The 24326-nt window shown below is 41.5% G+C and carries 21 protein-coding genes; 8 read left to right on the forward strand and 13 right to left on the reverse strand.

The genetic code is table 11. The features are described from left to right. The first annotated feature begins 25 nt into the window (after positions 1 to 25). The 4 genes from EGC86_RS17295 (at position 26) to EGC86_RS17310 (ending at position 8184) form a co-directional block, all read left to right on the forward strand. The gene (locus EGC86_RS17295; protein WP_123778376.1) at positions 26 to 1549 is read left to right on the forward strand and encodes a YifB family Mg chelatase-like AAA ATPase; all 1524 of its coding nucleotides are present in this window, start codon (positions 26 to 28) and stop codon (positions 1547 to 1549) included. A gap of 79 nt (positions 1550 to 1628) precedes the next feature. Then, complete coding sequence (locus tag EGC86_RS17300) at positions 1629 to 2525, forward strand: acyltransferase (protein ID WP_011635906.1); 897 nt, start codon at positions 1629 to 1631, stop codon at positions 2523 to 2525. 6 nt (positions 2526 to 2531) lie between these two features. After that, entirely contained in the window at positions 2532 to 3437 is a 906-nt protein-coding gene (locus tag EGC86_RS17305) for an acyltransferase (protein ID WP_011635905.1), read from the forward strand. Positions 3438 to 3723: 286 nt separating this feature from the next. Beyond that, positions 3724 to 8184: an EAL domain-containing protein gene (locus EGC86_RS17310; RefSeq protein ID WP_123778377.1), complete on the forward strand. Its 4461-nt coding sequence runs from the start codon at positions 3724 to 3726 to the stop codon at positions 8182 to 8184. Between the two features lie 56 nt (positions 8185 to 8240). Here the strand turns inward: EGC86_RS17310 and EGC86_RS17315 are convergent, their stop codons facing one another. Together EGC86_RS17315 and EGC86_RS17320 are read right to left on the reverse strand one after the other, a co-directional pair. Next, positions 8241 to 9332, reverse strand: a complete 1092-nt coding sequence (locus EGC86_RS17315) for a branched-chain amino acid aminotransferase (protein ID WP_123778378.1) — start codon at positions 9330 to 9332, stop codon at positions 8241 to 8243. Positions 9333 to 9567: 235 nt separating this feature from the next. Beyond that, positions 9568 to 9921, reverse strand: a complete 354-nt coding sequence (locus EGC86_RS17320; protein WP_011635902.1) for a RidA family protein — start codon at positions 9919 to 9921, stop codon at positions 9568 to 9570. A 172-nt stretch (positions 9922 to 10093) separates the two neighbouring features. Between EGC86_RS17320 and EGC86_RS17325 the strand changes: the two genes are divergently transcribed. Then, positions 10094 to 10315, forward strand: a complete 222-nt coding sequence (locus tag EGC86_RS17325; RefSeq protein WP_011635901.1) for a cell division protein ZapB — start codon at positions 10094 to 10096, stop codon at positions 10313 to 10315. A 5-nt stretch (positions 10316 to 10320) separates the two neighbouring features. On the opposite strand, the gene EGC86_RS17330 is transcribed toward EGC86_RS17325, so the two are convergent. From EGC86_RS17330 to EGC86_RS17360, 7 genes are all read right to left on the reverse strand, one after another. Beyond that, complete coding sequence (locus EGC86_RS17330; RefSeq protein ID WP_011635900.1) at positions 10321 to 10524, reverse strand: DUF1107 domain-containing protein; 204 nt, start codon at positions 10522 to 10524, stop codon at positions 10321 to 10323. A 504-nt stretch (positions 10525 to 11028) separates the two neighbouring features. Next, the gene (locus EGC86_RS17335) at positions 11029 to 11646 is read right to left on the reverse strand and encodes a thiol:disulfide interchange protein DsbA/DsbL (protein ID WP_011635899.1); all 618 of its coding nucleotides are present in this window, start codon (positions 11644 to 11646) and stop codon (positions 11029 to 11031) included. A 131-nt stretch (positions 11647 to 11777) separates the two neighbouring features. Next, positions 11778 to 12779 carry a serine/threonine protein kinase gene (locus EGC86_RS17340; RefSeq protein WP_059746325.1) on the reverse strand — a complete coding sequence of 334 codons (1002 nt, stop codon included), beginning with the start codon at positions 12777 to 12779 and terminating at the stop codon, positions 11778 to 11780. Positions 12780 to 12789: 10 nt separating this feature from the next. Beyond that, positions 12790 to 13092 carry a DUF3630 family protein gene (locus EGC86_RS17345; RefSeq protein ID WP_011635897.1) on the reverse strand — a complete coding sequence of 101 codons (303 nt, stop codon included), beginning with the start codon at positions 13090 to 13092 and terminating at the stop codon, positions 12790 to 12792. Positions 13093 to 13117: 25 nt separating this feature from the next. Continuing rightward, the gene (locus EGC86_RS17350) at positions 13118 to 14599 is read right to left on the reverse strand and encodes a protein adenylyltransferase SelO (protein ID WP_123778379.1); all 1482 of its coding nucleotides are present in this window, start codon (positions 14597 to 14599) and stop codon (positions 13118 to 13120) included. Then, positions 14589 to 14921: a hypothetical protein gene (locus tag EGC86_RS17355; RefSeq protein WP_245423178.1), complete on the reverse strand. Its 333-nt coding sequence runs from the start codon at positions 14919 to 14921 to the stop codon at positions 14589 to 14591. Before EGC86_RS17355 ends, EGC86_RS17350 begins: the two co-directional genes overlap by 11 nt. 107 nt (positions 14922 to 15028) lie before the next feature. After that, entirely contained in the window at positions 15029 to 15976 is a 948-nt protein-coding gene (locus tag EGC86_RS17360; protein ID WP_123778380.1) for a hypothetical protein, read from the reverse strand. A gap of 360 nt (positions 15977 to 16336) precedes the next feature. Between EGC86_RS17360 and EGC86_RS17365 the strand changes: the two genes are divergently transcribed. The 3 genes from EGC86_RS17365 to EGC86_RS17375 all read left to right on the forward strand — a co-directional run bounded on the left by EGC86_RS17365 (position 16337) and on the right by EGC86_RS17375 (position 18478). Then, positions 16337 to 16729: a nitrous oxide-stimulated promoter family protein gene (locus tag EGC86_RS17365; RefSeq protein ID WP_123778381.1), complete on the forward strand. Its 393-nt coding sequence runs from the start codon at positions 16337 to 16339 to the stop codon at positions 16727 to 16729. A gap of 64 nt (positions 16730 to 16793) precedes the next feature. Then, positions 16794 to 17732: a hypothetical protein gene (locus tag EGC86_RS17370; RefSeq protein WP_123778382.1), complete on the forward strand. Its 939-nt coding sequence runs from the start codon at positions 16794 to 16796 to the stop codon at positions 17730 to 17732. Between the two features lie 164 nt (positions 17733 to 17896). Further along, positions 17897 to 18478, forward strand: a complete 582-nt coding sequence (locus EGC86_RS17375) for a YSC84-related protein (protein ID WP_123778383.1) — start codon at positions 17897 to 17899, stop codon at positions 18476 to 18478. Between the two features lie 208 nt (positions 18479 to 18686). On the opposite strand, the gene EGC86_RS20905 is transcribed toward EGC86_RS17375, so the two are convergent. From EGC86_RS20905 to EGC86_RS17390, 4 genes are all read right to left on the reverse strand, one after another. Beyond that, positions 18687 to 18857: a hypothetical protein gene (locus tag EGC86_RS20905; RefSeq protein WP_165872447.1), complete on the reverse strand. Its 171-nt coding sequence runs from the start codon at positions 18855 to 18857 to the stop codon at positions 18687 to 18689. A gap of 385 nt (positions 18858 to 19242) precedes the next feature. Next, complete coding sequence (locus EGC86_RS17380) at positions 19243 to 20250, reverse strand: alpha/beta hydrolase family protein (RefSeq protein WP_123778384.1); 1008 nt, start codon at positions 20248 to 20250, stop codon at positions 19243 to 19245. Between the two features lie 886 nt (positions 20251 to 21136). Next, on the reverse strand, positions 21137 to 21736 hold the full coding sequence (locus EGC86_RS17385) for a hypothetical protein (RefSeq protein ID WP_123778385.1): 600 nt from the start codon (positions 21734 to 21736) through the stop codon (positions 21137 to 21139). A gap of 200 nt (positions 21737 to 21936) precedes the next feature. Then, entirely contained in the window at positions 21937 to 24258 is a 2322-nt protein-coding gene (locus EGC86_RS17390; protein WP_123778386.1) for a YgiQ family radical SAM protein, read from the reverse strand. Positions 24259 to 24326 lie beyond the last annotated feature (68 nt).

Raw genomic sequence — 24326 nt, forward strand, 5'->3', positions numbered from 1 at the left:
ATTATTCAAACAAAAGGAATTGTTGATGGCGATAGCCTGTGTATTTACTCGAGCAAGTTGCGGTGTAGAAGCGCCAAGAGTCACTGTTGAAGTTCATTTAAGCAACGGTTTACCCGCATTTAATCTAGTGGGGCTTCCGGAAACCTCAGTTAAAGAAGCCAAAGAGCGTGTCAGAAGTGCGTTGATTAATGCAGGATTTGAATTCCCTCAGAAAAGAATTACCGTCAACCTAGCCCCAGCAGATTTACCCAAACAAGGTGGCCGCTATGATTTGCCTATTGCAGTCGGTATTCTCGCCGCATCAAATCAAGTTCCAGCTAAAGCATTGCACCAATGCGAATTTGTGGGTGAGCTGGCTCTTTCTGGGCAAATTCGCCCTTGCAGTGGATTATTACCAGCCATTATTGCCGCGCGCAATGATCAGCACCATTTTTTTATGCCCATCGAAAACCGCCATGAAGCAGAGCTCGTTGGCTATAAGCACAGTTATTTTGTCGCCCACTTACAAAACTTAGCGGCATTTTTGCACGGCCAAGCACAATTACCGTTACTCGATACCTTGCCCGAATGGATTGAAGAAGAACCTTTGGTGCAATCATCGCTGTGCATGAGCGATGTTATTGGCCAATATCAGGCCAAACACGGGCTTGAAATCGCCGCGGCCGGAGGACATAACATGTTGTTTATTGGCCCTCCAGGGACGGGGAAAAGTATGTTAGCCAATCGAATTATTCCATTACTGCCAAAACTCACCTACGACGAAGCCATTGAAGTAGCCGCCATTCATTCTGTCGCTGGATTACATGTAAAACCGCAAAACTTCCTTAATCGCCCTTTTCGCTCGCCGCACCATACATCATCATCTATTGCACTGATTGGTGGCGGCAGCCATCCCAAACCAGGTGAGATATCATTAGCGCATCGTGGGATATTATTTCTTGATGAAATAGCAGAATTTCCTCGTAAGGTACTGGATTGTCTACGTGAGCCTATAGAAACTGGTCAAGTTGAGATTTCTCGAGCCGCAGCAAAATTGACCTTTTTAAGTCGATTTCAACTCATTGCCGCCATGAACCCAAGCCCTTGCGGTGATACGGAGCGAGCACGTTCGACCCCAGATCAAATTCAGCGTTACTTATCGCGCTTATCGGGGCCTTTTTTAGACCGCTTCGATTTAACCGTTGATGTTCCCAAACTTCCTGCAGGTACGTTAACCCAACAACACCAGCCCAGTGAGTCTAGCGTTGAAATAGCTAAGCGAGTCAAGCAAGCACGCGATCTACAACTCAGCCGTTCTGGGGTATTAAACAGTGAGTTAACCCCAAAACAACTCAAACAAGATGGCGCGATTACTCAGCCAGATCTGGCTTTTTTGGAACAAAGTGTCGTGAGCTTAGGGTTGTCAGTACGTAGTTTTCATCGTATTCAACGGGTATCACGCACCATTGCCGACTTGCAGCAATCCCCTACTACCGAGCGCAGTCACATTGCTCAAGCCCTTGGTTATCGGGCCATGGACCGATTACTGGCAAAATTGAATCAGCAATAAACGTAATTTAACCTATCGTATAGATTGAGCAAAACTGCGACTACGAGTAACATAGCCCTCCGTTTAATAGGAGAGAAAAATGTCGCTGCTTTCGAAAATCAAAGGTTCAATCGCATTCTTATGCTATTTATTTAATACCATTTTTTGGACCATCCCTATCTTGGCGTTCAGTATTGTTAAATTGATCCCGATTGGCATTTGTCAAAAAATCTGTAGCTATATTCTCGATAATTGCGCTACGGCATGGATCAGTGTCAATACGATAGTGGAATCTATTTTTCATCCAATGCGTATTCATGTCACAGGCGATCAATCTTTTTCTGAACAAGAATGGTATATGGTTATTGCTAACCATCAATCATGGGTCGACATCCTCATTTTACAGCGAGTATTTAACCGCAAAATTCCCTTTTTAAAGTTTTTCCTCAAACAAGAGCTTATTTTTGTCCCGGTACTCGGCCTCGCTTGGTGGGCATTAGATTTTCCATTTATGCGCCGTTACAGCACATCACAGTTACGAAAAAATCCCAAGTTGAAAGGTAAAGACATTGAAATTACTCGCAAAGCCTGTGAGAAATTTAAAACGAAACCTGTGAGTATTATGAACTTTGTTGAAGGTACACGTTTTACGGAAGCTAAACATGATAAACAAGGGTCACCTTTTCAGCACCTTTTAAAACCTAAGGCTGGAGGAATGGCATTCGCACTCTCCGCTATGGGAGAGCACATTAATAAACTGGTTAATGTCACCATATATTATCCTGATACCGTACCGACTTATTGGCACTATATTTGTGGTGGATTATCCGAAGTAAGAGTTGATATTAAAATCACTGATATCCCTCAGCGTATGCGTGGCGATTATCTAAAAGATCGCGAATTTAAAATTGAGTTTCAAGAGCAGCTCAATCAAATATGGCTAGAAAAAGACCTGCAATTACAGAATTTTGCTTCACAAGCAAAACAAGAGGATTAACGACATATGCTGGCTTTTTTACCTGGTCCGATACTGTTTATTATCAGCCTGTCGCTATTAATCATTAATACTGTTGTGTGGAGCACATTATTAACGATTGGTGGGGTAGCAAAATTATTACTGCCTTTCTTGCCTGCACGCCAACTACTAACTCGAATAATGAACCGTTTTATGTGGTCTTGGGCCACATGTAACGGCGGTATTTTATATTTAATATCTAATATTGAATGGGATGTAAAAGGGTTAGAGAAACTCGACCCAAACGGTTGGTATTTACTGATCAGTAATCATGTCAGCGGCTTTGATATTGCAGCCCAAACATATTTATTGCGTAACCATATCCCAATGTTGAAGTTTTTTTTGAAAAAAGAATTACTTTATGTACCAATAATGGGGCTAGGTTGCTGGGCGCTCGACATGCCGTTTATGGATCGTACTAGCGCAGCTAAGCTGAAAAAAAATCCTAAATTGAAAGGCAAAGATCTGCAAACAACCCGCAAAGCTTGCGAACGTTTTAAGCACATGCCAACCTCGATTATTAATTATGTTGAAGGCAGTCGGTTTACCGAAGAAAAACGACTGCGTCAGAATTCACCTTACCGCCATTTATTACGTCCTAAAGCCAGTGGGATAGCTTTTACACTCTCAGCAATGGGCGAACAGTTTACCGGCTTATTAAATATCACCTTGGTTTATCCTGAAACGTCGGAAAAAGTGCTGACTAATGTCATGCATGGACGCACTAAAAAAGTTGTGGTTCGTATTGAAACTCTGCCTGTGCCAAAAGTGGATTCAGAAGTTTACTTTTCAAGCCCAGAAACTCGTGTTGAATTTCAACGTTGGTTGAATCAGCTTTGGGTCGAAAAAGATCAGCAAATTGATGACATAATAAAAGCTTACCAACAGCAATAACTGCATTAAAGAGATTAAACTGTCATAAAACCGACAAATGACGATTTTCTGTTGCGTTGAAGGTATAAAACTGTCAGTTTTATAAGGAAAAAGAGTTTATCGATAACTAAATTGATAAAATGAATTAACAATTAAATGTGCAAGACTTAATGTAGCATTTTATTGTTTATATAATTGAAATTTGTCACAGCCTTCCCAATGAATTTTTTATAGGTGAAATTTGAATTTTCGTGCATTCACGCTTTTAACACACTGGCTAATTTTAGTCATAACATTGAGTTTTTCAGTGTCTGTTTCAGCGCAAAAAAATGATCCTTATGACAGCCTAACCGAAGTAAAGTTTGATCACTTCAGTACCGAGGGAGACCTTAATCAAAACTCAATTACTCGTCTGTTTATGGACAGTTCTGGCATGTTATGGATAGGAACTCAAGACGGTCTACACAGCTATAATGGTGTTGAGTTTGATTTATACTTAAAACAGTCAAAAAATATCAACTCTATCTCAGGCAATTTTATCACAGATATTTTGCAGTCACCTGACGGCGATTTATGGATAGGCACCTTCAACAATGGACTCAATAGACTCAACCTCACTACAGGGGAATTCACTGCGTTTAAACAACCTCAAGGCTTAACTGAGCTTCAGGTAACCCATCTTGCTGTGATTGGAGATACCTTATGGGTGGGAACGCGTTCGGGTCTGTACATATTATCCTTAAAAACCGAAAAAATTATTCCTGTCAGTTTAGGCAATAATATCACTCCAAATATAACCAGCATTGCCAATATTGACGATAAATATATTGTCATAGGCACTCAATCACATGGCACATTTGCCATTGATAGTAATACCATTATTCGGCTTGATATCCCGGTCAATATGACGGTAAACCAAATCAAATCCAGCTCTGTTTATTCCGTCTGGCTAGCCATCGACAACCAAATTTGGCGTTACAATCTCGATACTCATAAAAAAGAATTAATATGGTCGCATGACAATGGTTTGGGTAATAACCGTAAAATTATTGATTTTGTCGTGGTGAATGCCAATCAGATATTTGCTATTGGCAACAATACAGGCTTATTCAAACTCGATTTTATGGGTGGTAAGTGGCACAGCACGCTTTATAAGCATAATCCGCAAAAACTCAATACCATCAGTGCTAATACCCTGCAAAACCTAATGCTAGATCAAAACGGCACCCTATGGATTGGTACAGGTTATTCGGGCATCGATAAACTGAATCTCAGCCATCAATATTTTAGCCACTTTTACGACTACCAAACTAATGCTCCAGGCATGGCAAACATGATCCGCGTGATTTTGCGGGATACACAGCAACGCCTATGGATAGGTACCGATGGTGCGGGGCTTAAGTATTTGGCCCCCAATGATAACCAATATCACTATATCAACGATTTATTTGCAAAAAAATTAGCAATACCAACAGAACAATTATCGTTGATAGTGCATGATATTAAACAAGATAAACAAGGTGTACTGTGGTTTGCCACCAATGTAGGGCTGTTTACCTTAGATAAGAGTAATACCCTGCAGCAAATTAAACCGGCAAACGGACAATTTCATACCGATACCCAGATCCGCAGCTTAGCCTTTGATGACAAAGACCGTTTATGGATAGCCAGCTCACAAGGTTTGTATTTTATCTCTGAATATACAAATCGTATGATGGCTTATAACTTTGGCTTTCAGGCTGATTTCTCACCATTCAAATACCAAATTATTAGGCTCTATTTTAGCCAGGGTTATTTATGGCTCGGCACAATGGGCGGAGTGGTTAGGCTTTCAGCTGAAGAACGAAAACTAGATTTTTTAAGCCATGACTCAGAAAATCCTTACAGTCTTAGTGACAATCGTGTGAGAGACTTTTTACAGGCAGAAAATGGCGATTTTTGGGTGGCCACTCATGGTGGTATAGACAAGCTAACAGTTGAATATGGTACGTTTAAATTTGAACGAATGGACGTCAATGCTGATAACAGCAGTAATACGGTTTATGCCATTTTAGAAGACGATAAGCATGATTTGTGGCTAAGTACTAACTCGGGGGTTTCACGTTTTACTCCTAGTACTCGAAGCTTTATTTCCTATAATAAATTCGAAGGTTTGCAAGCCAATGAGTTTAATGGTGCAGCCAAGTTTAAAGAGCTTAACGGTACCTTATGGTTTGGTGGTATTCGAGGCCTTAACCAGTTTAATCCAAGCACTATTCCAAGCCAAAGAGCTGAAAACAAACTGGCACTGACAAAATACACTATTGGTGAAACCCAACACCCTATTCGCGACTTAAGCCATGCTCCGCGCATTATCATGCCTTATGAACAACAACTCATCAGCTTTGAGATTGGCTCACTCAATTTTAGTTACCCTGGATTAAGCCGTTTTAGCTACTTTTTAGACGGTTATGATAACGATTGGCGTGAACTATCCCATGGTAACGAAATCACTTATACCAACTTACCACCGGGTGAATACAAATTAGCGGTTCGCCATGCGCTAGGAACGAATAGATACAGTGAATACACCCTCAATGTGAATGTGTCAGTAGTGCCACCAATGTATATGACCAGCACAGCCTATATACTGTATGTGACAGTCGGGTTATTGATTATTATTTGGTTTTTTTATGCAAGACAGAAAAAAGTGGCCAAGCAGCGCGAATTTGATAACAGTATTCGCGCCTCTGAAGAGCGACTAAAACTGGCACTTTGGGCCTCTGGCGACGGAATGTGGGACTGGAACATTAAAGACGATAAAGTCTATCGCACCAACATGGTCGAGCCGATGAGTTTTTCGTTAAAAGATCAATTATTGATTAAAAACATTGATCCGGAAGACAGACCAAGAGTTCAAAAATTGCTTAACGATCACCTCAATGGTGAAAGTGAGTTTTTTGAAGCAGAGTATCGCGTTGAAACTAAACCCGGACAATGGGCTTGGGTGCTCGACCGTGGCCAAATTGTTGAACGTGATAGCAATAATATTCCAGTGCGAATGGCCGGAACTCATAAAGACATTACTAGCCGAAAGATCACAGAAAACGAACTTAAGCTATCATCACAAGTACTGTTTAGCATGAACGAAGCCGTTGTCGTCGGTGAACTGGACTATCAAATACGCTCAATAAATCCAGCATTTAGCCGCATTACTGGCTTTAAACACCGTGATGTTGTCGGTAAGCATTTCTTGTTTTTAACCATGGGGAAACAGTCGCGCGAGTTTTATAACTCAGTTGAAACCCAACTATTAAGACACAAACATTGGACCGGTGAAATTCACATTAGAACCCGCAACCGTCGCGGCATTCTTGCATGGCTAGAAATCAACCAAGTTATCGATAATAAAGGTGAAACAAGTCACTTTGTGGCAGTATTCACCGATATTACTGCACGTAAAAAAGCCGAAGAAGATTTACGAGTATTGGCTAACTTCGATCCACTGACAGGACTGCCTAACCGCACTTTATTCCAGGACCGGCTCAATCAAGCCGTGACTAAGGCACACCGTGCAAATAGCATCGTGGCATTGTTATTTTTAGACCTTGACCGATTTAAACATATCAATGATTCAATGGGGCACCACATCGGTGACTTACTGCTTAAAGCCGTCGCACATCGCCTGCAAAATGCAGTTCGAGATGGTGATACGGTTGCACGCTTAGGTGGGGATGAATTTACCATTATTTTAGAAGGCGTTGCCAAAACGAAAGCCGCCACCATTATTGCCGAAAAAGTGTTACATGCTTTTCAAACACCTTTTTTACTTGATGATAAAATACTGACTATCTCACCGTCTATTGGTATCAGTTTGTACCCAGAAGATGCAGATGATACCACCTCATTAATTAAGTATGCTGATACCGCCATGTATCACGCAAAATCACTGGGACGCAATAACTTCCAATTTTATACCGAGCAATTAAACCAATATGCAACACGTCATGTTCAGTTAGAGGCTGGTCTTAAAAAAGCGATTCAAGACAATGAGCTATATTTGGTTTATCAACCTAAATATGATGTAAAAACTGAAAAAATTATCGGACTGGAAGCGTTAATGCGCTGGGAAAGCCCAGAACTTGGTTTTATTTCACCGGTTGAGTTTATTCCGCTAGCAGAAGAAACAGGCATCATTAATCAGATTGGTCATTGGGCTATTCAACAAGCCTGTAACCAACTGGCGCAATGGCACCAACAAGGGTTTGAGCATATCCCTATTGCCGTTAACCTTTCAGCCAGACAATTGAAGGCCGATATCATTTCGACTATAGAAGTCGCATTAGCGGTATCTGGATTACCGGCAAGTGCTCTAGAACTCGAATTAACCGAGTCAATGATTATGGGTAACCCACAAGATTCAGTGACCGTGTTATCGCAGCTCAAAGCCTTAGGTTTGACCATTGCTATTGATGACTTTGGTACCGGATACTCAAGCTTAAGCTATTTGAAACGCTTCCCAATTGATACCTTGAAGATTGATCGTGAGTTTGTGCGTGATATAACTGAAGATCCTGACGATGCTGCCATCACTAGCGCCATTATAACCTTGGCCCACAGTTTAGAGCTTAACGTTGTGGCTGAAGGCGTTGAAACCCAAGCGCAATTGAATTTCTTACGTGAGGGAGGTTGTGATCAAGTGCAAGGCTTCTTGCTCAGTAAACCACTGAGTGCGGTTGATTGCCTGGCATTATTAACGCAAGACAAATCAGAGGTTAGCCATTCATAAGGCAAAATAAAAGCTCCATTTAGGAGCTTTTAAGTGTATTTTATTGATTAAATAAACTACGGAGCAACACGTTCAACGCGTTTTACCCAGCCTTGCGGTGCAGCAACGTTGCCTTTTTGTAGATCAGTAAACAGCTTATAAATACGCTGAATATTGGGACCTACTTTACCGTTGCCAACCGTCAAAATTCGGCCATCTTCGAAGATATATGAGCTTACAGGCGATACCACTGCAGCTGTACCAAATCCACCCGCTTCAATAATTTCACCCGCTTCAATATCAGCAATGAACTTATCTAACATCACCGTCTCTTGTCTCACCTCACAACCCAGCATATTCCCAAGTTCCATAATGGACTGAGAGGTAATGGATTTTAAAATGGTATCAGTGAACGTTGGAATAATCACAGTGCCATCTTTTAAAATGTGGAAGTGATTCATCGCGCCAGCTTCTTCAATTTGAGTATTGGTTGAATCTAAATACAATACCTGCGATGCGCCATATTCTACAGCCGCTTTACCTGCACGCAGTGAGGCTGCATAGTTACCAGCAGCTTTTGAAGCTCCAGTACCACCAGATACTGCACGGTGGTACTTAGTACTGATTAACAAGCGAATACCATTATTAACCCCAGAGGCATAATACGCTCCAGATGGGCTTAGCATTACGCAGAATGTATATTGTTGACTAGGGCTAACAGACAAACGATCTTCTGTTGCAAAAATAAAAGGTCGAATGTATAAACACGCGCCTTGTTGCTGTGGGAACCATAAACGGTCAACATCAATAAGGGCATTGATAGCCTTTACTTGCATGCTTTCATCGATATTGGGAATACACACGATATCGGCAGAACGGTTCATGCGCTCAGCATTTTTGTTTAAGCGGAAGGTGTAAATCTCGCCGTCTTCGTGCATAAAGGCTTTAGCGCCTTCAAAAATCGATTGGCCATAATGCAATGACATTGCACCTGGTGCCATTTCAAACGGACCGTAAGGGACTATGCGCGGATCGCACCATTGACCATCACGATAATCCATCAAAAACATGTGATCAGTACGAAGCTTACCGAAACCTACATCGCCTTCTGGCTTAAATGGTTCTGTGCGGCGCTCTGACGCTGATTTTAAATTATATTTTATGTCCATTGCATACCACCTTAAAAACTGAGCTTGCAGACTATGGAGGCTAGAGATTAATGTCAAGTCGCAGCCCTAGATCCTAAATCAAAATACGTCAATTGAACGTAACAAGCATCAATATATTTATTCATACTGCAACAGACAAACTGTCAGTGCATCTATCATTTTATCTCAAGCCAATCACAATGGATCAATCAAAATAAATCAGTCTATTGTCATCAGGATGATTAACCATTAATGGCTAACTTACCACTGCCGCTATTACCGATATTTCAACCAAATATTCTGGCTCGGCAATCGCTGCTTGCACACAAGCTCTTGCAGGTGCATGCCCCTTAGGCAACCAGCTGTCCCACACTTGATTCATAGCATCGTAATCGGCCATGTCTTTAAGGTAAATAGTGGCTGATAAAATATGATCGCGTCGACTACCAGATTGTGCGAGTAAGCTTTCGACCTCTTCTAGCATGGTAATAGTTTGGGTATTAATGTCGGTGAACTTGTCTTTAGCCACCTGCCCACACAGATAAACGGTATTATTGTGGATCACAATACTGCTCATACGAGTGTTAACATCGAGTCGGGTAATTGTCATAAAAAGGTCTTTTACTGTCTTGGTTAGCAGATGAAAATAGCGCGATCTCAGATAAAGCACAATATAGTACGATTTATTGAATATATTTTAGCCACTTAGTTTTAAAGGCTATTCCTATAGGCCTTGTCACTGCTAGAATCGGGATTCCATCCAGAAACGTATAGGACTCCCCATGAGCCTCGAATTATTGTCCCAACTGGAAACCAAAATCCAGGCAACTCTCGAAAATATTGAGCTACTAAAAATGGAGCTTGATGAAGAGAAGCAAAAGAACGAAGCGTTGCTTTCACAGCAACAAGAATTGACACAAAAAAACCAACAATTGCAGCAAGACCTAAACTCTTGGAGTGATAAGGTCAACGGCCTTGTTGGTTTATTGAATAACGAAATCTAAATGGATTAATGCTGTTTTGATTGTATTTCAATCAAAGCATTTAATTCGCTGATAGCCTGCTTAACTTCCGGCAGGCTTTTTTTCGTCTGCAAAAAACGCCCCTTATCAAACTCGATCAACCCTAAGTCTTTTACCCAAATAACGCCACTCAAAAAAATCCTGGCATGCTTAACTATCAGTTTAGGTGCATAAACAGGGAACATTCTCATACGACTTCCTCCAAGAAAATAACATGCACTGAGGTGCAATGAAATAACGACGATAAGCCATGTATAAATAAGAAATGTAAATGTCCAAAGCAGATATAAAACCACTATTCACTTTCTTGTTAAGCACAACTTCAATGTCATCGAATTTGACCACCCGAAGCCAAAAGAGTTTCATTAATAGGTTATTTTTATTGTTCAGATCCATCGAACAAAATAAAAATGACAGTTTAATGCCACTTGCCAATATTTTGACGCCATGTTAAGATCTTTGACGTTACTCAGGGTAAAAAAGAGTCACTTGACTCATCTCCGTATTGTCTTTTATAGACATACGGTTTTTTTTTGCCTGCGATAAACTTCCACTGCGCGCTAATCAACAATCCGCCTAAATAACAGCGTCGCCTCTTTTTCATAAGTGTCAGTACTCTTCAATACCCTTTGTTAAAATTTGGACAACAAAAAAGGAGCCGAAGCTCCTCATTTAACAAACATAAGTTGTGTAGATTACTTTTTGTTCATTGATGTTAAGTAAAATGCGATATCAATTAATTCGTCATAAGACTTAATCGAGCTGGTTTCTACGCGATATTTACCGTTAACCACTAATGTTGGTACACCAGAAATTTTAGCATTTTCAGTATCACGCTTCATTTTCGACATCTGAGCGTTCACCATAAATGAACTTGCCGCTGCATCATAAGCTTTACCATCTACGCCATTAGCGATAAATATTGCTCTGATATCGTCTGGGCGAGTAAATTGCTGACGCTTGTCGTGGATAGCAGTAAATAGAGCTGCATCCATTTTTTTCTCAACATTTAACTGCTGAGCGACCGCAAAGGCACGAGACATTTCTACGCCCATATCACGACCAATAAACTCAACGTGCGACTGATTAAATGCCACACCTTCAGGTAAGTTCGCTTCAATTTTAGGTACTACTGTTTTAGAAAAATTAAAACAATGCGGACAATAGAATGAGAAAAACTCAGTAATTTCTGGCTTGGCTGTTTCAGGGCCGTCATTAATCACAGTGTAATGTACACCTTCTTTATAATCGGCAGCCATCGCAGCCATCGGCGCTAGCAGTAGTGCAGCAGCCATCAGTAATGCTTTTTTCATTTTACTTCCTTCTAAATAGGCAAAAATATAAATACGCTGGCTCTATCATAGTCTAGCGTTAGCCTGTAACTCAATCGCTAGCCAATTGTATTTGTAACTAAATACGATTAGGTAGTGATTATGAAATAATGTTAATTAAAACTAGGTAAACTCAATGGCGGCTCATTAAGCGCAGATAACTGCTCTTTAAACGCCAGTGTTTGTTGCTCCCAATACTTAATATCGCCAAACCATGGGAAATTCATCGGGAATGCAGGGTCATCCCAGCGCTTGGCTAACCACGCATTATAGTGCACCATCCTGAATGCCCTTAACGGCTCAATGAGTGCCAACTGTTTCGCATCAAAATCACAAAACTCTTGATATCCCTCTAATAAAATATCAATTTGTAATAATTGCTGCTGACGATCGCCAGTCAACATCATCCATAAATCTTGTACTGCGGGCCCTTGCCTGGCATCGTCTAAGTCAACAAATCCAGGTCCGTCTGGTGTCCATAAAATATTACTAGGGTGTAAGTCTCCGTGCAGGCGTATAGAGGTAAAATTGTGCTGTTGCCATATCTGCTTGGCTTTCTCTAAAACTTGCTCTACAACGGTAAAAAAAGCCGTTTGCATCGAACTGGCAACAATACCACTTTCACGTAAATAGCGATAAGACTCATCTCCCAAAATGGCAGGGGTCAGCGATTCACGATATTTAAAAGGCTGCATTGCGCCATATTGATGAATTCGGCCAATAAAGCGGCCAACCGATTCAAGTTGTTCAAGATTGTCTACTTCAAATGCCCGCCCGCCAATAGACGGAAAAAGACCAAAACGATAACCTTGATACTCAAATAAGGTTTTACCTTCAATAACCACAGGAACAGCAATAGGAATATCTTCTGCCGCCAATGCCAAGGCATAATCGTGCTCTTCTTGGATTTGTTCATTACTCCAACGATGTGGTCGATAAAACTTCACCACATAACGAATGCCTTGATCGCAGCGGAATTGGTACACCCGATTTTCGTAACTGTTTAATGCTAATAGCCCTGTCTCAGGGAAGACGCCGATGCTTTCGATGGCATCTAAAATGAGATCGGGTCTCAATGCCTGAAAATGAAACTCTGCGCCTGTACCGTTGTCCATGTATACCTTCTTAAGCAGTTTGAATATGTGGGGCAAGTAGCGTTAATAAAAACGCTAATACGTCTAACTCGTTTGCGCTATCGGTGGAAATCCAACAAATATCACCATAAAACTCATAATGTAACCATAAAGGGCTGCCTTCAAAATTCAGTAACCATTGGTGACGATCTGCGCCCCATTGGCGCTCACGAATGTCACAATCAAGTGCAGCCGCTAGCGGTTCTGCAAATTGTTCAAATTGCTCAAAATCCACTTCAGCTTGAATAACAATACTTAATGCTGCTGGATCTAATTTGGCTGACAATAATTTCATAATCGACTCAGATAAAATACATCAATTAACTGCTACAAGACATAATTAAGCCTTGTCCCCATTGGGGTGGGCGTTTGGCAAAATCTTCCATCTCGGGTTGTTCGTCAAAAGGACGACGTAAAAGTTGTTGAAGTTGCAATAATTTGCTGTTGTCGCCATTTTCTTCAATCGCGATAATGGCTTCTTGGGCGAGGTAATTGCGCAAAATATATTTAGGGTTGGCACTATTACGCTCACATTGCCATGCATTCACATCCGCCACTTCACCTACTCGGCTTTGATAAGCTTGATACCAAGTATCAAAACCAGCAAGGTCGACCATATCGTCCCGTAAACTAGAATGCGCACTACTCGGGTCCAGCTGGCCAAAACGGCGTAAACTATTGGTATAATCAAGCTGATTAGTTTCAAGTAATCCGGTTAATTGCCCCACAAGCTGCAAATCTTTATTACCGAGCTCAGCCTGTTCCTCTGCGTTAATAGCATTTGGGCTTTGATTAGGTTGAGAAAGCCCTAACTTAGCGCGCATGAGTAATAAATACTGCTGAACTAATTCAAATTGATACGTATTTAGCGCTGCGATTAAATCGTCAGACTCGATAATAGGCGTTAATGTTTGTGCCAAACGCTTGAGGTTCCATAATCCAATGCCCGGTTGCTGGCCAAATGCATAACGCCCCTCGTGATCGGAGTGATTACAGATAAAGCCTTCTTTAAAAGTGTCTAAGAAAGCAAATGGGCCAAAATCGAAAGTATCACCGAGTATCGACATATTGTCGGTATTCATCACCCCGTGAGCAAAACCAACAGACTGCCAATGGGCAATCATTTTAGCGGTAGACTGCACTACCTCATAAAACCATTGTTTGTAACCTGCGGCATCGGTTGATAAATGTGGAAAATGCTGTTGAATGGTAAAATTAACTAATTGAGTCAGTTTGGCTGCATCACCTTGCTCGCTATGAAAAAAATATTCAAAATGGCCAAACCGAATGTGGCTTTTAGCCAAGCGTACCGTTATAGCGGCAGTTTCTTGGCTTTCGCGCCATACGGGCAAATCGGAACCAATAACCGCTAACGCACGGCTAGTAGGTACATTTAGCGCAGCAAGCGCTTCGGATACTAAAAACTCCCGTACAGCTGAGCGCATTACCGCCCGACCATCACCTTGGCGAGAATACGGTGTTGGGCCGCCGCCTTTTAACGCGACATCCCAAGCCCCATTTGGACCAATAGCTTCACCTAATATAATTGAACGACCATCGCCCAATCTTGGTGTATAGCCACCAAATTGATGGCCACTATAAACTTGAGCGTAATAACTGGCTCCAGGAGCCGCATAGTTGGCCGATAATTGCATCAACAATTCAGTATTGGGTTTTTCTAATCCAATTAATTGAGCCGCGTCATCACTCCAACCCAGCCAATGAGGATTACTGATGGGTAAAGGATAAACTTGCGAATAAAAGCCTTCTAATTGTTCAAAGAAATCTTGCTTAAACTGCATTATGTTTTATACCCACAACCTGAGTTTTACACTGCAATTTTTGCTTTTCATCTATCTGACACAACTCTCCACATACAAATGCTTGTTCTGCTGGCACTGACGAGGCTTGTAAACGTAACATTCCGGCGCCTTTAGCTTGGCATTGCTCCAATGAATCGTAATAACCAGAAATGTGGTCTTGCAGTACTATTATCGTCGGTATAGGCGTTCTGTCTGCAACATAAAATAAGGTCCATTCAGGTGTACGAATACAACCGGCCAGTAAAACCGCAGTGGCAGTAAACAGCAATGTTTTTGTTAATGTACGAGTCATTAATGTCATTTTAAACCTTGAAAGCATTGGATTTGAAGCAACAAAAAAGCGAACCAAGGTCCGCTTTCCTTTTGAATATCATACCTGATATCCATCCAACAGTATTGATTAGCCTGTTAGTTCGCTTTGGCTTTGGCCTTTTCGATCCGCTTTATGCGTCCTTCAAAGCCAGTGACAGTACCGTCGGTTAGCTGATATTCAAGCGCTTGCTCGCACACCTTAATAGCTTCATCAAACTGACCTACATCATTTAACAATGTCGATAACTGCATAAACGCTGGCGATTTGATTTCATCAGTGCTTTTTTGAGAAACATATTGTTGATGTAATGAGCGATATAAATCTAAATAGGTCAACTGTAACGCCGCACCATATTGGCAATAATCGGCCTGTTTACGCATTTTATAGCAATGATTAATCACACTGGCTAAGCCATTATGCTGGCTTTGAAGATCGTTAGCGTTGTTGGCAGCATCAATCTGTTGCAGAAAACTTTCGCTGGCCCAATCGCCTTCAACACGGTTTAGGTTCAAGGACAAGCCTTGATCACTTGGCGCATCAACGGCTGTTGTTGTAGACACTTCAGGCTCGACATCTGCCTTGCTAACGCTCGCTTTGCTCACGTCAGCCACCGCGGCAACATCCTTGGGGACAACTTCAGGCTCAGAAACCACGTCAGTTACTTTACTTTCGGATTCAAGAATCGCTTCAGGAGCAATTTCGACAACATCAACAGGCTCACTAACCTGCTCCGCTGGCGTTTTCGATTTTTCGCTGGACTCGTTAACAGGATCAACAAGATCTACATCAACAGAAACAAGTTCATCGGTCTTCAGGGTAGCCTCAGTTAATACCTCATCTGCTGCCGACTTATCCATACCGACATGCTCAGATTCTGCCATAGTCGTATCGTCTGCTGCCGTTGAAGGTTGAGCAACCTCACTAGATGAATGCGATGTGGCATTACGATCGGTTTTATCACGTTCTTGTTTTGCCACAGCTTGAGTACGTCTATATAAATACAGAGCAATTGCAATCAATATGACAGTTAAAATTACCTTCATTAGGCTTCCACCTTGCTGATTATGTGCCAGAGCACATTATTTTATCTCACTCACAACTGCATTCATTGTGAGGCAATGTAATGGTTTTAATGATACCGCGCTGTTTTTTTAAGCACTAGCCATTATTATTTCAATGTACACTATAAAATCAAGTATTTATCTATTTTAATCTGTAACAAGTCGTAGACCAGTCACCATTTCACATCAGTTTTAATCATTTTTGCGATCCCAACCTCAAAAAAAGGACATTTTGAGCCTAAGATCAAAGTTAAATAAACGGAGTTTGTCTGCTACTACTGGCAAGCTTACACTATTAAATATCCGACTGTTTTACTAAGGTATTTAATAAGAGATAACGCTATGGCTGATACAGAACTATTAAGTGGCAAGTTACTCTACGAATTTCGAACCATGCAAGCAATGGTCGAAATCTACTGTAAAGCGCACCATCCTCTTAAACCCTCCCAAGGTGTATGCCTGCAATGTAGCGAATTTTTAAGCTATGCCAATACTCGACTCGATCGTTGCCCCTACGGCCAAGATAAACCCACGTGTAATAAATGCCCTGTACATTGCTACAAACCTCATATGAAACAAAGAGCACGAGAAATCATGATGTATGCAGGACCTAGAATGTTATTGCCTCATCCAATTTTTGCCATTAAGCATTTATTGGCAGAACGCAAACCGACACCAGGTCTACCACCAGAAAGAGTCTCAAACAGACATTTACGTAAATTAAAGCAAAGTTAATAACCGAGAACTACTCGGTTTACACAAAGTAGGTTAGTATTCACTATCGTCAAAGAGAGTGAAAATGAACCAATTTAACGATTTATTCATTCAAACATACTGGTGGCTCTCCTTGCTCGGAGGCATTCATTGTCTTGGAGTCGGCTTGTATGTTCATTATATTTACCAAAGTGCCACCCGCAGCCATAGCCTGCTGGCTGGGATCTTTTTACTTATCGGCTGTTATTTTTTAACGGGTTTGTTGACCCCAGAAACCACCCCTATCCCGATACATTTAACCCTTACGCTGTTTATTCCAATCTATTTTCTGCTAATGCCAATGCTGTATTTATATTGTAAAAGCAGCCTAACAGCACAAGATTATCAACCACTGTTAATCAAACATTTTGGCTTTGCCATCATCATTGCATTAGTCACCAGTTCAACCATATTATTTCATATTGGTATCGATCCCAAAAACTCAAATAACAGCATTGGAACTCTGGGGGAAATAAGCAGTATTAATCTATTAGCCATGGTTTTACCCATCCTATTAATGCTACAAACCTTTGGCTATTTCTGGGCTATTTATCGTTTATTATCCCGTTATCGCCCACAATATTTGGCCAATAGGCAGCCTAACTTACAAGTGATTCGATTTCGCTGGCTAAGTGTATTAACCATCGGCATTCTCATTAATTGGGTATTGCGTATCGTGTTGGTCTACTTACCGTTTTACTTAGGCGACTCAGTTTTATTATTAACCCAAGCGGTAACGCGTTTAAGCCTATTACTGACCGTATATGTGTTTGCATTATATGGCATCCAACAAGTCACCCGTTCGGCCTATTTGCGCGGTTCGCTCAATGCCACCAGTCAAGCTACGCCACCAACCAAAGAGCCGCACACGGATCCGCTTCTTGATGAGGAGGAAATAACTTATTTGCACCATCTAATGGGCGATGAAGATGAGATCGACCCAAACGATAACTCAGTTATAGATAGGGATAAAAAAAAGGATTAGCTAGGCAGAAAACAGACTGATTTTCCCGTGCTCATCACCCTAAAAATAATGATCACTGTTTACCAATGCTCGCCAAGTATAAATGTTTATTAACTCGCGCCAATTAAGGGTTATGCTACTCTAAGGTGAGTTTTACCATGACAATTTAGTCACCGAGGTTATTTATGAAACGTTCAATTAGCTTAGTTGTTTCCAGTTTACTCGTGTTATTAAGCTTCGCGTTTTCAGCTCCTAGTTTTGCAGACGAAGATGCTTATAACGATGCCATCACTAATTTTAAAAAGGCCAATGAAAGCCGACATTTATTTGATACAGCTTATGGTTATGCCGTCTTCCCTACCGTAGCCAAAGGCGGCATCGGGATTGGTGCCGCATATGGTAATGGTCTTGTATACCAAAGCGATGCTTATATGGGGGATTCCACATTAACCCAGCTATCCATTGGTTTTCAGTTAGGTGGACAAGCCTATAGTGAAATTATCTTCTTTAAAGATGCCAAAGCTTATAATGAGTTCACCAGCGGTAGCTTTGAATTTAGTGCGCAAGCGTCAGCAGTGGCAATTAACGTTGGTGCCAATGCGCAAGTAGGTACCACAGGTAATTCAGCAGGCGCAGGACAAGCAGGCAGTAATCATGCCGCTGCAGCAGCCTATATTAATGGTATGGCGATATTTACCGCCGCAAAGGGTGGGTTAATGTTTGAAGCCGCTCTTGCAGGTCAGTCGTTTACCTTTGATGGCAAGTAACCACTGCGAGTCTTAACACTCGTTAAGTACATAACATTCAGGCTGCCATTGGCAGCCTGAATTATTTGGAATAATTGGTTTATTATCGCAGAGCCCAAACAATGGAATTAGCATATGCACAGTGGTCAAATTAACCTTGCTGATATATTTGTGGATAACCTTCTCGTCATCCCGGTAATGCTTGTAGCCGGGATCTAGGTTTATTCTTTTATGTTTGGTATTGATGGCCTGCGGCCACTAACGTCGTGGCGCTTCGCCCACACCAGACCAAGAGTAAACCAACGGCTGTTCCCTCTTTACTTTTTTTAAAAGAATTAGCCCAACCGCCCCGCAACATTTTCGCTATTAACCAAAACAACAGTAGCGAAAAGGTCGCCATGGGGATTGATCCAGCTTTTGACCGCACTTGGCTTCGGCCTCAGCCTTATTCGAAAATGCTAACGCTTCCGATGGTACATCCTGTACCGCGAAAGCTAGCCTGACGCCCTGTCAGGCTCACGCATTCTTTTATAAAGAGTCTTCAACGGTCTCAAGTTCAGAGTTGAATTTAGGAATTTTGAATCAAGACTTCTAAGTCATTTATGGAAAAAAGTGAGTTAGTTTATAGATCTATCCTATGATTCTTTGATTTTGAAGTTAACAGGGTAAAACGATGCTTTTCTTGGTTGGGTATATTTAGGCACTTTAGCCTCCTCAGTGTTATGAGGAGGTGCCCACTAAACTGGGAAGAAGATTACTTCAACACCATATTGATCACTGTGATTTTACAGGTTTTCTGTAAACCATTTGGTAATCTCGTTGTGAACTTTTGCGGTGTTAGATGAAATGAAGTGATTGTCATCATAAATTACTAATTTATGCTCAATCTCAGTTTCTTTTAGTGCTTTTGCAAATGTTTTAGAGTGAAAAACCGAGACTCGGACATCATTTTCGCCATGAATTAATAAAATTGGAACATTAGAAGGGAGTTTATCCACCCAATTGATAACTGACCTTTCAGCGAGTTTTTTGTTTTCGTTTCCTTTGTAATCTGGAATTCGGTGTTCATACACTTTTTCCATTTCAGGTCTCATTGTTAGATCTACATTTAGATCGGCATTTAGTGCAATCGTTGCAACTGCTTTTATATTATTAAGTTGTTTTAGTGCAAGAAATGATTGCATGCCACCTCGACTAGCTCCAAGCATACCTATTTTACTTGTATCAGCTCCGTCAAACTCTCCAATCAGATTAACTAGTTCAACAACATCTTGGACATCAGAACCACCAAATTGATCTTGTTCACCTTTATCTGGTGAGCCAAATGTGCCTCGATACTGGCTACCTACAATCACAAAACCCTTATTGGCTATAGGAAAAAGATTGTTCATCATTGCACCAAATACAACTCCACCGAAATTACCATTCCCGCCCCTATTGTAGACTATTACAGGTAGGTCAGTAGTTGACTCTTTAGGTTTTATGACAAAACCAAGCACATCAGTCCCGTCGACATTGTATGTAAAATTAGTACATGAAAGGTTGTTGCTGTAGGTATTAAATTCATCCTTATCAAATTGCTTCTTGAAGCCATCCATTTTATTTTTTAATAACTCGGGAGTTTTAATCTTTCTAGAAAATTTTCTCTCCATGAAATTTATCCAATTATCATAACTGCTAAATGGTCCTAAGAAACAATCCCTCTCATTGTATATCTTGCCATTTTTCTCAACTTCGTTGGCGCTAAGGGTTGTGCTTATAATTGATAAAAATATCAATGCTAAATATTTCATAAATTTCCTTATATCATGATTATATTCTTAATTTATAGACTCTATCCAATCGCTGTATACCCAACTAATCCAAGTGTTAATTTTGTCTATGAGAATTAAACTTGGACTCCAGTTTTAAAGCTGTACGCTTACTGTGTTTAAGTGGGGGAGTAGTGCGGTAATCTCTTCAATTGAATCTTTTCTGGGTAATCGTAATACCATTTAATTACGGTGCCTCTTCCTAAGACCTCGTAAACTAAAATATATTGCTCTAGCTTGAATTTTCTTACCTCTTCTTGTAGTGGTCAATAAAATCCGGCCACTATATTAGCCTACCTAACCCATTTATGGACATAAATGAGTTAGTTTTCTTTACTTGGATATAGACGGGTTCAACTCTGAACTAGAGGACATTGAAGACTCTTTATAAAAGAATGCGTGAGCCTGACAGGACGTCAGGCTAGCTTTCGCGGTACAGGATGTACCATCGGAAGCGTTAGCATTTTCGAATAAGGCCGAAGCAGACTACAAGCGAAATTAAAAGCTGGATCAATCCCCATGGCGACCTTTTCGCTGTTTGAAAATGTTGCGGGGCGGCTGGGAGTTCCAAGAGGGAACAGCCGTTGGTTTCCTCTTGGTCTGGTGTGGGTGAAGCGCCACGACGTTAGTGGCCGCAGGCCATAAATACAAAAGTACAAAAGTACAAAAGTACAAAAGAATAAACCTGGATCCCGGCTCACGAGCATTACCGGGATGACGATTAAATTAGCCTGGGTAAGTAGACAACCTACTACCTTACCTAGTATTGACGAAACGCTACGACGTTAATGGCCGCAGGCCATACACTCAGACTACAAATGACCGCAGACTACATCTAAAAATCACAATGGATAATATTATCAAAAAGCTATTTATATCCCCAAGGCGCTGGCGGTAATGCCACTGGTTGAGATAAATCAAACTCAACTTTAAAATCGCGATTCTCTCTGGTTAAACGATAAGTAAAAGTATGCGCTTCAATCATCATCTGCCACTCATTAGTGACCGATTGTGTTAAGCCATGTTGCTTGAAGTTGGCAATAGACTCATCGTCCACAGGAAACGTTTGTAAGTTGGCAGTGCCAGTATCGCGGGTCTCTCCACCATACATAGTCACTTTATCATCGGTGCCATCTTTATGACGATGATCATGCTTTAAGCGCAATCCGGTATCGGTTTGAGTTATCACCCAAGTGCGAGAGTGATCATCGCCAACATGAAATGGAATACGTAACTGATGATTGGTGCAATCTCTTACATGCATAACTAATGGTTTGCCACTAAAACCATCTCCTTCACTACCAGCAGTGATCTTACCGGCAAAAGCTTTGCCACACAGAGCGCTAATAGCTTCAAAAAATTGCTGTTGTTGTACCGAGTTTGCGGCATAAGCAGGATTAACCAACAAAGCGCTACCACACAGCAATACACCACTGAGATATGCGCTAAGCCTAATTAACGTTGGCATAATGATCGTTCCTTGTTTATCAAACCATTGGGTAATTTAATCAATAAGTACAGTAGTATAACAAAACGACTACTGAGCAGACTAAATTAAAAGACGTAAGTATCGAAGCAGATTACCTTGTTATTTAATTTATTGCTGCTAGAAAAACAAAACCCGCAACGTTAATGCGGGTTTTTATGACAACAAGTTAACGTGTTAGCTTACTTGGCGTATTTAGACTTAGTCGCCCAAGTGGTCGCTTTAGCTGGACGCTTAGCGCCTTGGCTTTTAGGCGCTTGCCCTTTTGCCACTTGGCCCGAAGCCGTCGCTGGAGACTTGGTTTTTTGCCCTACAGGCTTAGCACTGCCCTTATCCGCTTTAGTGTTACCTTTACGGTCTTCAAACTGATCGGCAGAAAAACGAGTCATAGCTTTTTGGCCGCTTTGTTCTTTCGCTTTAGCCGATGGCTTTTGGCCCCACTTCACTTTAGTTTGCTCGTTACGCGTTTCGGGCGGCACCAAATGATTGGGACCATTACCAATTAACGACTCTTTACCCATCGCAACTAAGGCTTCACGGATCATCGGCCAACCCATTGGGTCGTGGTAACGCAATAAGAATTTATGCAATTTACGCTGACGACCTTTTTTAGGCACTGTCACTTGTTCACTATCATGCTTAATGTTTTTCAGTGAGTTAAGTTCGGTATGATAAATCGTGGTCGCATTTGCCATCGGAGATGGATAAAAGTTTTGCACCTGGTCGAGCTTAAATTTCTGCCCTTTTAACCATAATGCCAAATTAACCATGTCTTCATCGGTAGTACCAGGATGCGCCGAAATAAAGTACGGAATTAAAAACTGTTCTTTACCCGCTTCTTTAGAAAACTTATCAAACAGTTCTTTAAACTTGTCATAGGTTCCCATACCTGGCTTCATCATTTTACTGAGCGGACCTTCTTCGGTATGTTCAGGAGCAATTTTTAAATAACCACCCACATGATGTTTAGCTAACTCTCTAATATATTCTGGGTTTTCGATCGCCAAATCGTAACGAACACCCGAAGCAATTAACACCTTTTTAATACCAGGTACTTCACGCGCCGCTTTGTATAAGTCGATGGTGTGTTTATGGTCGGTGCCTAAATGGCCGCAAATAGACGGGAACACACATGATAAACGTCGACAGGTTTTCTCGGCTTTCTCACTGGTACAACCTAAACGGTACATGTTCGCCGTTGGGCCACCCAAGTCAGAAATGACGCCGGTAAAACCAGGCACTTTTTCTTGAATATCTTTAATTTCTTTGATGATCGACTCTTGCGAGCGACTTTGAATAATGCGTCCTTCATGCTCGGTAATCGAACAGAATGAACAACCACCAAAACAACCGCGCATGATATTGATAGATGTCTTAATCATATCGTAGGCAGGAATTTTTTCTTTGCCGTACATCGGATGCGGGATGCGTTGATAAGGTAAATCGAATACCGCATCCATTTCGTCGGTGTTTAATGGCCACGCAGGTGGGTTTACCCATACACCACGGTTGGCATCGTGTGGTTGAAACAACGCACGGGCACAACCCGGGTTTTGCTCTTGGTGCAAAATACGCGAGGCATGGGCATACAAATACTTGTCTTCGCTGACCTTGTTATAGGCAGGAAGTAGCACATAGGTTTTTTCCCATGGCTTTGGACGAGGCGGTTGAACGCTAATGGCCTTAGGAGCCTCGTTATCAAAAATCTTTTCGTCTGTTGGACCTGACAAATTACTGCAACCAACATCATCAGCACCATAAGGGCTAGGTAATGGCTCAATTTTATGTAATTGGTCAATTTTCCGTGAATCCATGCCGCGCCAGCCTGGCATAGGCTCTTTACGCATTGTTGCGGTACCACGAACATCGTCAATATCGCCAATGGCTTCACCCGCAGCAATACGGCGTGCAACTTCCATTAATGGCCGTTCAGCATTGCCGTAGATTAAAATGTCGGCTTTGGCGTCAAAAATCACACTGCGACGCACTTTATCTGACCAATAATCGTAATGGGCAATACGGCGAAGACTGGCTTCAATTCCACCAATAACAACCGGTACGTCTTTAAAAGCTTCTTTACAACGCTGGGTATACACGGTCACGGCACGATCGGGGCGTTTGCCACCAATATCACCGGCAGTGTAAGCATCATCATGACGTAACTTACGGTCAGCGGTGTAACGGTTAATCATCGAGTCCATGTTACCAGCGGTTACCCCAAAAAATAGATTTGGGCGACCTAGTTGCATAAAGTCTTCTTTGTTTGACCAATCAGGCTGCGAAATAATACCCACACGATAACCTTGGGCTTCTAACATTCGCCCAATCACCGCCATACCAAAACTTGGGTGATCTACATACGCGTCGCCAGTCACGACAATAATATCGCAACTATCCCAACCTAAAATATCCATCTCTTTACGAGACATGGGTAAAAAAGGTGCCGTTCCGTAGCATTCAGCCCAAAACTTTGGATAATTAAATAACGTTGACTCAACTTGCATGTATATGACCTACATAAATGGGGAAAACCAGCCTAGCTGATCCGATGACAACATCAGCCTATGGCTGA

The sequence above is a fragment of the Shewanella frigidimarina genome, assembly GCF_003797125.1.
GTDB classification, from domain to species: Bacteria; Pseudomonadota; Gammaproteobacteria; order Enterobacterales; family Shewanellaceae; genus Shewanella; species Shewanella frigidimarina.

What these genes read in the sequence shown, in the direction of transcription:
- EGC86_RS17295 (WP_123778376.1), top strand. Translation starts at nt 26, where the DNA reads ATGGCGATAGCCTGTGTATTTACTCGAGCAAGTTGCGGTGTAGAAGCG.
- EGC86_RS17300 (WP_011635906.1), top strand. Translation starts at nt 1,629, where the DNA reads ATGTCGCTGCTTTCGAAAATCAAAGGTTCAATCGCATTCTTATGCTAT.
- EGC86_RS17305 (WP_011635905.1), top strand. Translation starts at nt 2,532, where the DNA reads ATGCTGGCTTTTTTACCTGGTCCGATACTGTTTATTATCAGCCTGTCG.
- EGC86_RS17315 (WP_123778378.1), bottom strand. Translation starts at nt 9,332, where the DNA reads ATGGACATAAAATATAATTTAAAATCAGCGTCAGAGCGCCGCACAGAA.
- EGC86_RS17320 (WP_011635902.1), bottom strand. Translation starts at nt 9,921, where the DNA reads ATGACAATTACCCGACTCGATGTTAACACTCGTATGAGCAGTATTGTG.
- EGC86_RS17325 (WP_011635901.1), top strand. Translation starts at nt 10,094, where the DNA reads ATGAGCCTCGAATTATTGTCCCAACTGGAAACCAAAATCCAGGCAACT.
- EGC86_RS17330 (WP_011635900.1), bottom strand. Translation starts at nt 10,524, where the DNA reads ATGAGAATGTTCCCTGTTTATGCACCTAAACTGATAGTTAAGCATGCC.
- EGC86_RS17335 (WP_011635899.1), bottom strand. Translation starts at nt 11,646, where the DNA reads ATGAAAAAAGCATTACTGATGGCTGCTGCACTACTGCTAGCGCCGATG.
- EGC86_RS17340 (WP_059746325.1), bottom strand. Translation starts at nt 12,779, where the DNA reads ATGGACAACGGTACAGGCGCAGAGTTTCATTTTCAGGCATTGAGACCC.
- EGC86_RS17345 (WP_011635897.1), bottom strand. Translation starts at nt 13,092, where the DNA reads ATGAAATTATTGTCAGCCAAATTAGATCCAGCAGCATTAAGTATTGTT.
- EGC86_RS17350 (WP_123778379.1), bottom strand. Translation starts at nt 14,599, where the DNA reads ATGCAGTTTAAGCAAGATTTCTTTGAACAATTAGAAGGCTTTTATTCG.
- EGC86_RS17355 (WP_245423178.1), bottom strand. Translation starts at nt 14,921, where the DNA reads ATGACATTAATGACTCGTACATTAACAAAAACATTGCTGTTTACTGCC.
- EGC86_RS17360 (WP_123778380.1), bottom strand. Translation starts at nt 15,976, where the DNA reads ATGAAGGTAATTTTAACTGTCATATTGATTGCAATTGCTCTGTATTTA.
- EGC86_RS17365 (WP_123778381.1), top strand. Translation starts at nt 16,337, where the DNA reads ATGGCTGATACAGAACTATTAAGTGGCAAGTTACTCTACGAATTTCGA.
- EGC86_RS17370 (WP_123778382.1), top strand. Translation starts at nt 16,794, where the DNA reads ATGAACCAATTTAACGATTTATTCATTCAAACATACTGGTGGCTCTCC.
- EGC86_RS17375 (WP_123778383.1), top strand. Translation starts at nt 17,897, where the DNA reads ATGAAACGTTCAATTAGCTTAGTTGTTTCCAGTTTACTCGTGTTATTA.
- EGC86_RS20905 (WP_165872447.1), bottom strand. Translation starts at nt 18,857, where the DNA reads ATGGCGACCTTTTCGCTACTGTTGTTTTGGTTAATAGCGAAAATGTTG.
- EGC86_RS17380 (WP_123778384.1), bottom strand. Translation starts at nt 20,250, where the DNA reads ATGAAATATTTAGCATTGATATTTTTATCAATTATAAGCACAACCCTT.
- EGC86_RS17385 (WP_123778385.1), bottom strand. Translation starts at nt 21,736, where the DNA reads ATGCCAACGTTAATTAGGCTTAGCGCATATCTCAGTGGTGTATTGCTG.
- EGC86_RS17390 (WP_123778386.1), bottom strand. Translation starts at nt 24,258, where the DNA reads ATGCAAGTTGAGTCAACGTTATTTAATTATCCAAAGTTTTGGGCTGAA.